Source organism: Arthrobacter sp. HMWF013 (assembly GCF_003061105.1).
In the GTDB taxonomy this organism is placed as follows: Bacteria; Actinomycetota; Actinomycetes; order Actinomycetales; family Micrococcaceae; genus Arthrobacter.
On the sequence record NZ_QAIQ01000294.1, the window covers coordinates 1 to 8,507 of the forward strand.

Annotated in this window: 7 protein-coding genes and 2 pseudogenes; 7 read left to right on the plus strand and 2 right to left on the minus strand. The window is 67.2% G+C overall.

Going from position 1 to position 8,507, the window contains the following annotated elements; all coding sequences use genetic code 11:
- The 7 genes and pseudogenes from DBR22_RS11335 to DBR22_RS11365 all read left to right on the plus strand — a co-directional run.
- The coding region (locus DBR22_RS11335) for a tetratricopeptide repeat protein (protein WP_108599101.1) at positions 1–864 on the plus strand (864 nt) is incomplete at its 5' end.
- Positions 864–1,961, plus strand: a complete 1,098-nt coding sequence (locus tag DBR22_RS11340) for an NADH:flavin oxidoreductase/NADH oxidase (protein ID WP_108599102.1) — start codon at positions 864–866, stop codon at positions 1,959–1,961. The genes DBR22_RS11335 and DBR22_RS11340, both read left to right, overlap by 1 nt.
- A 57-nt stretch (positions 1,962–2,018) precedes the next feature.
- Positions 2,019–2,813 carry an ABC transporter ATP-binding protein gene (locus DBR22_RS11345; protein ID WP_108599103.1) on the plus strand — a complete coding sequence of 265 codons (795 nt, stop codon included), beginning with the start codon at positions 2,019–2,021 and terminating at the stop codon, positions 2,811–2,813.
- Positions 2,795–4,366: a transporter gene (locus tag DBR22_RS11350; RefSeq protein ID WP_108599104.1), complete on the plus strand. Its 1,572-nt coding sequence runs from the start codon at positions 2,795–2,797 to the stop codon at positions 4,364–4,366. Before DBR22_RS11345 ends, DBR22_RS11350 begins: the two co-directional genes overlap by 19 nt.
- 25 nt (positions 4,367–4,391) lie before the next feature.
- A pseudogene (locus DBR22_RS11355) lies at positions 4,392–5,050 on the plus strand (glucosamine-6-phosphate deaminase).
- 51 nt (positions 5,051–5,101) lie between these two features.
- Positions 5,102–5,443 carry a DUF3039 domain-containing protein gene (locus tag DBR22_RS11360; RefSeq protein ID WP_066292415.1) on the plus strand — a complete coding sequence of 114 codons (342 nt, stop codon included), beginning with the start codon at positions 5,102–5,104 and terminating at the stop codon, positions 5,441–5,443.
- Complete coding sequence (locus DBR22_RS11365) at positions 5,443–7,227, plus strand: DEAD/DEAH box helicase (protein ID WP_108599105.1); 1,785 nt, start codon at positions 5,443–5,445, stop codon at positions 7,225–7,227. Before DBR22_RS11360 ends, DBR22_RS11365 begins: the two co-directional genes overlap by 1 nt.
- A gap of 32 nt (positions 7,228–7,259) precedes the next feature.
- On the opposite strand, the gene DBR22_RS11370 is transcribed toward DBR22_RS11365, so the two are convergent.
- Together DBR22_RS11370 and DBR22_RS11375 are read right to left on the minus strand one after the other, a co-directional pair.
- Positions 7,260–7,898, minus strand: coding sequence for an isochorismatase family protein (locus tag DBR22_RS11370; RefSeq protein ID WP_108599106.1), 639 nt, complete (start codon positions 7,896–7,898; stop codon positions 7,260–7,262).
- A pseudogene (locus DBR22_RS11375) lies at positions 7,898–8,507 on the minus strand (nicotinate phosphoribosyltransferase); the annotation flags it as partial. The gene DBR22_RS11370 and the pseudogene DBR22_RS11375, both read right to left, overlap by 1 nt.

Below are 8,507 nucleotides of genomic sequence, written 5' to 3' on the forward strand. Positions count from 1 at the left end.
CCGGGCGGGTCAGCCCCGGATACCGGAGGGGCCGACGCCGGGGCCGCACCCCTGCGCGTGGAGGTCACCGAAAGCAACTTCCAGGAGCTGGTGGAACTCTCTGCCCAGGTTCCGGTTGTCATCGCGCTGTGGGCCGCCTATTCGCCCGAATCCGCCGGTATGCTGGACACCCTCGAACACGTGGTCAACAGCTTTGGCGGCAGGCTGGTCCTGGGAACCGCGGACATCGACGCCTTCCCGCAGCTGGCACAGGCGTTCCAGGTCCAGGCCGTCCCCACGGCCGTCGCCGTCCTCAAGGGCCAGCCGGTACCCCTCTTCCAAGGCGGCGCCGAGGACGCCCAGATCCGGGGCATCCTGGATGAGCTGCTGAAAGTAGCTGCAGCGAACGGGGTCACGGGCAGCCTGGGCGGTGGCGCACCGCAGGATGCTGAGCCTGCGCCGCTTCCGCCGCTGCACCAGGCCGCGTTCGACGCCATCGAGGCGGGCGACTACGAGGCTGCGGCGGTTGCCTACCGCCAGGCCCTGCTGGAAATGCCCGCCGACGCAGAAGCCAAGGCCGGCCTGGCCCAGGTGGAACTGATGGCCCGGCTGCAGCCGCTTTCGGCCGGCGATACCGAAGCGCTCCGCGCCCGCGCCGCCACCGAACCCGATGACCTTGAGGTGCAGCTCCGTGTGGCGGACCTGGACGTGGCCGGCGGTCATGTGGAGGATGCCTTCAACCGCGTGGTCAGCTTCATTGGCCGGAACTTCGGGCCGGAACGGGAAACGGCCCGCGTCCGGCTCCTGGAACTTTTTGACGTGGTGGGCACCACCGACCCCCGTGTTGCCAAGGCACGCCAGGGACTGGCCAGGGTGCTCTTCTAGTGCCGGCCCTCTTCGAGCCGTTGAAGCTCCGCTCGCTGGAGTTGAAGCACCGTGGCTGGGTGTCGCCCATGTGCCAGTACAGCTGCGGTCCCGACGGCGCCCCGGGGGTACCGAACGACTGGCACCTGATGCATCTGGGCTCCTTCGCCACAGGCGGCGCCGCGCTCATCCTCACCGAGGCGGCCGCCGTCAACCCGCAGGGCCGGATCAGCCCCCGGGATGCCGGGCTCTACAACGACGAACAGGCCGGGGCCTGGCAGCGTATCACTGGTTTTGTGCACCGCCACGGCGCCGCCGACACCAAAATCGGTGTCCAGCTGGCCCATGCGGGGCGGAAGGCGTCCACCTACTGGCCCTTCTCCGGGCAACGCGGGAGCGTGCCGGAGTCCGACGGCGGCTGGTCCACGGTTGGCCCGTCACGTTCAGCCTTCGACGGCTATGCCGAACCTGCCGGGATGACCGGGGAACAGATCCATGGGGTCATCAGCGATTTCGCCGCCGCTGCAGTGCGTGCTGTCGACGCCGGATTCGACACTGTTGAAATCCACGGAGCCCATGGCTACCTCCTGCACCAGTTCCAGAGCCCGCTGATCAACACGCGGACAGACGCCTGGGGCGGCACCGAGGAAGGCCGCAACAAGCTGATGCTCGCTGTCATTGATGCCGTCCGCAACGTCATCCCCGAATCCATGCCCCTGCTGCTGCGCATTTCGGCCACGGACTGGGCGCGGGGCGGGGTGGATCTCCAGGCATCGGTCCGGCTGGCTGCCCAGGCGGCTGAGCGCGGCGTTGACCTGGTCGATGTCTCCAGCGGAGGTGCCGTGGCCCACCAGGACATCAAGCCCGGCCCGGGCTACCAGACAGGCTTCTCCGAGCGGATCCGCCGGGAAGCCGGCGTCCCCACGGGCACTGTGGGCCTGCTGACCTCCGCGGACCAGGCCGAACACGCCGTGGCCACCGGACAGGCCGACGGCGTGTTCATTGCCAGGGCGGCGCTCCGCGATCCGCACTGGTGGCTCCGCGCTGCATTCCAGCTGGGACACGAGCTCGCATGGCCGCCGCAGTATGACCGTGCCATGCCGCGGCATTCGTTCTAGGCTGCGCTGGTCCTTCGGCCCTGCACCGGGACCAGGCGCAGGCACTACGCTGGCAGTATGACTGCTCCGCATCCTGATCCGGTGCTTCCCGCCGGCCCGGTCCCCGCACTGTCCATCCGCGGGCTCGCCAAGCGATTCGGCGGCAAGATTGCGGTGGACGGCATCAGTCTGGATGTCCCGGCGGGTTCCTTTTTCGGGATTGTGGGTCCCAACGGCGCCGGCAAGACCACCACCCTGTCGATGGCCACGGGCCTGCTGCGGCCGGACTTCGGCACTGCCGTGGTCCACGGGGTTGACGTGTGGGCCAGGCCATTGGAGGCCAAGAAGCTGATGGGCATCCTGCCGGACGGGGTGCGCCTCTTTGACCGGCTGACCGGCGAACAGCTGGTCACCTACGCCGGGCTGCTGCGCGGCATGGACAAGGACGTGGTGGCCTCCCGCGTGGGCGAGCTGTTGTCCGCGCTGGACCTTGGCAACGACGCCGGGACCCTGGTGGTGGACTACTCGGCAGGCATGACCAAGAAGATCGCGCTCGCATCCGCCCTGATCCATGCTCCGCGGCTGCTGGTGCTGGACGAGCCCTTCGAGTCCGTGGATCCGGTCTCGGCATCAAACATCCGCGCCATCCTGGACCGCTACGTTGCTTCGGGCGGGACGGTGATCGTGTCCAGCCACGTAATGGACCTGGTCCAGCGGATGTGCGACCACGTTGCCGTCGTTGCCGCCGGAAGGCTGCTTGCTGTGGGAACGGTGGATGAGGTCCGCGCCGGGGAATCGCTCGAGGACAGGTTTGTCCAGTTGGTGGGCGGGCGCAACCACACGGAAGGCCTGGAATGGTTGCGCACCTTCTAAGACTGAAGCTGACCCTGCTCCGGAACGGCCTCCGCCGCAGCCCGTGGCAGCTGGTGGGCATGGCCTTCGGCGGACTGTATGCGCTGGGACTGGTCGGGGCGCTGGTGGTGGCGCTGGTGCTGCTGCGCCGGGCTGATCCGGAACTTGCCCACCTGGCCGTGGTGCTCGGCGGTTCGGCTGCCCTCCTGGGCTGGGGCATAGTTCCCATCGCGGCCTCGGCCGTGGACATGACCCTTGATCCTGCGCGCTTCACCACCTCTGCCATCCCCATGCCGCAGCTCCTGACCGGCCTGGCTCTCGGCGGGCTGATCGGAATCCCTGGCCTGGCCACCGCCTTGGTGGCTCTTGCAACTGTGTGGACCTGGGCCCGGGGCCCGCTACCGGCAGCCGCCGCGCTGGTGGGCGCCGCGCTGGGCGTCCTGAGCTGCATCGTCCTCTCCCGGGTGGTGACCACGGCAACCGCCAGTCTGGCGTCGTCACGCCGCTTCAAGGATGTCAGTGCCATCGCATTCATGATCCCGCTGGTCCTCATGGGCCCGATTGTGGCGGGTGTCAGCCGGGGGATAGCCGCCTCGGCAGGGTTCCTCACTGAGCTGGCGGCCACGCTGTCCTGGACGCCCTTGGGTGCAGCCTGGTCCCTCGGTGGCGATGTTGCCGCCGGCCGGCCCCTTGAAGCAGCCATCAAACTCCTCATCGCAGTGGCCACGCTGGCGGGACTGGCCTGGTGCTGGAAGCTGCTCCTGGAGCGCGCCCTGGTCAATCCGCCGTACGCCGGCAGCGGGAGCAGGAAGGGCGGAAAGCTGGGTCTTTTTGGCGTGCTGCCGGCCACCCCGGCCGGTGCCGTGACTGCGAGGTCCCTGACCTACTGGATACGCGATCCCCGCTATTCAGGTTCCCTGGTGGTGGTTCCGCTGCTGCCCCTGCTGCTGGTCTTCCAGGGCAGCCAGTCCGGCGACTACGGGACGCTGGCAATGGCAGCTCCGCTCTCCGCGTTCCTGCTGGCCTGGTCCATCTCGGCAGACGTCTCCTACGACAACACAGCTTTCGCGCTGCATGTGGCCACCGGCGTGCGGGGCTTTGATGACCGGCTCGGGCGTGCTCTTGCCTGCCTGGCCTTCGGCCTTCCGGTGGTCCTCATCTTCGCCGTTGGCCAGGCGTTTTTCACCGGCGCCTGGGTGGCGTTGCCGGGCCAGCTTGGCCTCAGCCTGGGTGTCCTGTTCACCGGTCTGGGTCTGTCCTCCGTCGTGTCGGCGCGCTACACCGTTGCAGTTCCGCTGCCCGGCGACAGCCCGTTCAAGAAGCCCCCGGGAAACGTAGGCCAGACCTTGGCTGTGCAGTTCGCCGGCATGGGTATCCTCAGTCTGCTGGTCCTGCCCGAGGTGGGACTCTTCATCGCCCAGATGGTCACCGGCAACCCCGTCTTCGGGTGGGCCACCCTGGCCGTGGGCCTGATGCTGGGACTGGCTTTGTTTGGAGCAGGCATCCGGCTGGGTGGAAAGTGGCTCGATGCCCGCGGCCCTGAACTGCTGGCCCAGCTCACCGTGAACCGCTGAATCCGGTCAACGAAAGGTCTGGTCCATGGAAGTCGTCATCCTCCCCGGCAGCGGGCAGATCGGAAAGCTGGCGGCCTCAGCCATTGAGGAACTGCTGCGGAAGAAGCCGGAGGCCGTGCTGGGCCTGGCCACCGGGTCCTCGCCCCTGCCCGTCTACGACGAACTGGCCGCGAGGCACAGCAGCGGCGGCCTCGATTTCAGCAGGGCACATGCCTTTGCGCTGGACGAGTACGTGGGGCTGGAGCATGCGCATCCGGAATCCTATAGGGAAGTGATCCGGCGGGAGTTCACCAGCCGGGTAAACATTGATGAAACCAATGTCCACACACCCGACGGCGCCGCGCAAGACCTTCCCGCAGCCTGCCGTTCGTACGAGGACGCCATGCAGGCAGTGGGCGGGGTGGACCTCCAGCTTCTCGGCGTGGGAACCGATGGCCACATCGGCTTCAACGAACCGGGCTCCTCCCTCGCGTCCCGGACCCGCATCAAGACCCTGATCGAGCAGAGGCCCCGGCGGTCCGCGACTTTGTGGAGGGGCCGGTTTCGGCGTTCTGCCCGGCATCGATCCTGCAGTTCCACCCGCATGCCACCATCCTCGTGGACGAGGCCGCGGCGTCCTCGCTGAAGCTGGCCGACTTCTACCGGCACACCTATGAGCACAAACCTGCCTGGCAGGGACTGTGAGGGCGAAACGGTCCGGCCGCCGTCGAACGTCCACATCCGGGGGAGGCTAAGATGGATGCCATGACTAGCATGACGGACCCTCTCGAAAACGACCCGATGCGCGAGCTTTCCGGGGCTGGAACGTCCACGGCCACCATCGAGCGCGAAGAGCTGCGCCAGGAAGTGGAGCCCGGTGACCGGGAACGCTTCTCGCACTACGTGCGCAAGGAAAAGATCATGGAGTCCGCGCTGACGGGTGAGCCCGTCATTGCCCTGTGCGGCAAGGTGTGGACCCCCGGCCGGGATCCACAGAAGTTCCCCGTGTGCCCCATGTGCAAAGAGGTCTATGAAGGCCTCCGCCCGGGCAACGACGGCGGCAAGGGTCCCGGAGGGGACTCAGGCAACAACAAGTAGTGACGGAGACGCTCTTTGGCGGCCCCACCCTGCCCCCGGCTTATCCGGAACGTGCAGCCTGGGGAACCGCCCAAAAACTCCGTGCCTGGCAGCAGGAAGCACTCGATCTCTACTTCAGGACCGGTCCCCGGGACTTCCTCGCCGTAGCAACTCCCGGCGCCGGTAAAACCACCTTCGCCCTGCGCGTGGCTTCCATGCTCATCGAATCCGGGGCCGTGAACCGGGTGACCATCGTGGCGCCCACGGACCACCTGAAGCGGCAGTGGGCCGATGCCGCCGCCAAGGTGGGCATCGCCATTGATCCGAACTTCAAGAACGCCGACGGCCAGCACGGCCGCGGCTTCGTCGGTGTGGCAGTCACGTACGCGCAGGTCGCCAGCAAGCCGATGCTGCACCGCGCCAAAACGGAGGCCGCCCGCACCCTGGTGATCCTTGACGAGATCCACCACGGCGGCGAGGCGTTGTCCTGGGGTGACGGCCTCAAGGAGGCCTTCGACCCCGCAGCCCGGCGGCTGTCCCTGACGGGTACGCCGTTCCGCTCGGACACCTCACCCATCCCGTTCGTGGACTACGCCGAGGACCGCGACGGCATCAGGCGCTCCAAAGCGGACTACACCTATGGCTACGGCAATGCCCTGCGCGACCACGTGGTGCGGCCGGTTATGTTCATGGCCTACTCCGGGCAGATGCGGTGGCGTACCAGCGCCGGAGAAGAGATGGCTGCGTCCCTCGGGGAAGCGGCTGTCACCAAGGACATCACCGCCCATGCCTGGCGGACTGCCCTGAACCCCGCGGGCGAATGGATCCCAGCCGTCCTGGCCGGAGCCGACAAGCGCCTGAGTGAAGTGCGCCGCACCGTCCCTGATGCCGGCGGCCTGGTCATCGCCACGGACCACGAGGATGCCAGGGCCTATGCGGGCCAGTTGAAGAAGATCACCGGTGAATCGCCAACGGTGATCCTTTCGGACGACGCCAAGGCGTCAAGCAAGATTGAAGAGTTCACCACCAGCGAGAAACGCTGGATGGTGGCAGTCCGCATGGTTTCCGAAGGCGTGGACGTTCCCCGCCTTTCCGTGGGTGTCTATGCCACGTCCACGTCCACACCGCTGTTCTTCGCCCAGGCAGTGGGCCGCTTTGTGCGTGCCCGCAAGCGGGGTGAGACCGCCTCGGTGTTCCTTCCATCGGTGCCGGCGCTGATGGGACTGGCCAACTCCATGGAAATGGAACGGGACCACGCCCTGGACCGCCCCGAAAAGGAGGACGCTGACGGCCTGTTCTCGCCTGAGGATTCCCTGATGGCGGAGGCCAACCGGGAGGACAAAGCCTCGGACAGCCTGACCAAAGGCAAGTTTGAAGCCCTCGATTCGCAGGCGTCCTTTGACCGGGTCCTGTTCGACGGCGGCGAGTTCGGCACCGGGGGAGAGGTGGGCTCCGAGGATGAACTGGATTTCCTGGGCATTCCCGGCCTCCTGGATGCCGAGCAGGTAGGCACCCTTCTCCGGCAGCGCCAGCACGAGCAGCTCAACCGGAAGAACCGGCGCTCGCCGGCGGCTGAACCGGCCGCCGCGGCACCGGCAATTCCTGACCACCGGATGCTGATGGACCTACGGAACGAGCTTGCCAAGAACGTGGCAGCCTGGTCGGCCCGGACCGGGACCCCGCACGGGGTGGTTCACACCAAGCTCCGGACCGTCTGCGGCGGCCCCCCGGTGGCACAGGCCAACGAGGAACAGCTTCAGTCGAGGCTGCGGAAACTCCAGGACTGGTTCATCGGCCGGAAGTGAAGCGGCCCCGGGGGTGAACCGGCCGGACGTGTTCAGCCGATTTCGACGCCGCCGAGTTCCATTTCGGCAACGGCGTCGTCGAGGTCCTCGGCAATGCCGGCCGTCAGGGATCGGATGACGGTCACGGAGTACCCGGCCTGGACTGCGTCCAGCGCAGTGGCCATCACGCAGTAGTCGGTGGCGATCCCCACCACCACCACGTCCTCGACGTCGTGGCTCTGCAGCCAGTCGTCCAGCCCGATGGCGTCCTCCGCCGGAGAATAGTCCTCTGCCTCTGCATTGGCGGGAAGGGAACCGGCCAGGCGTTCGCCGGTGGGGACGGCATCCTCAGGCGCCAGCAGGCCCTCGAAGCCGGAGTACGCTGCGGCGAACTGGCCTTTTTGGAAGTACGCCTGGATGTACTCCGTGTCCAGGTCCGGGTGCAGTTCGGCGCCGCGCGTTCCCGCTACGCAGTGGCGGGGCCAGCTGTCCTTGAAGTCCGGGGTATCGGAGAAGTGCGCACCGGGATCGATGTGCCAGTCCTGGGTGGCAACAATATGGTCGAATTCGGTGTGGTGGGCGTCAACATACTCACTGATGGCTGAAGCCACATGGGCGCCGCCGGCCACGGCCAGCGAACCGCCCTCGCAGAAGTCGTTCTGGACGTCGACGATGATCAGGGCGCGGGACATCAGTTCTCCTCGTAGATGGTGGGAATGGCCGGCTCGCCGCGCTGCAGGCGGTTGACCACGGCGGGCAGTTCGGCCATGGTGTCAGCATGCCGCTGCCGGGCCCGCACTACGCCTTCATGCCCGGTCCAGCCGGGCAGCAGCTCGCCGTTCTTCATGAACTGCTGCAGCAGGGGCCTGTCGTTGCCGTCGTCGTCGGGGCGGTGCCCGATCCCGACGATTTCCTGGGTGGCGGTACCGCGCTCGTTGAGTTTGCGCAGCGCATACTTGCGTCCGCCCATGCTGGTCTTGTTCTTCGCGGCCTTGGCCACTGACACGAAATTGCCGGCGTCGTCGGTGCGGCTCACCAGCTTGTAGACCATGCTGGCCGTGGGCGCGCCCGAGCCGGTCACCAGTGACGTGCCCACCCCGTAGGAGTCAACAGGAGCGGACTGGAGCCCCGCGATGGCGAATTCGTCAAGGTCCGAGGTGACCATGATCCGGGTGTTCTCATTGCCGAGTTCATCCAGGAGCCGCCGGACCCACTGTGCCTGGGCCACGAGGTCGCCGGAGTCGAGGCGGACGCCCCCAAGTTTTGGCCCTGCCAACTCAACGGCCGTCCGGACGGCCGTT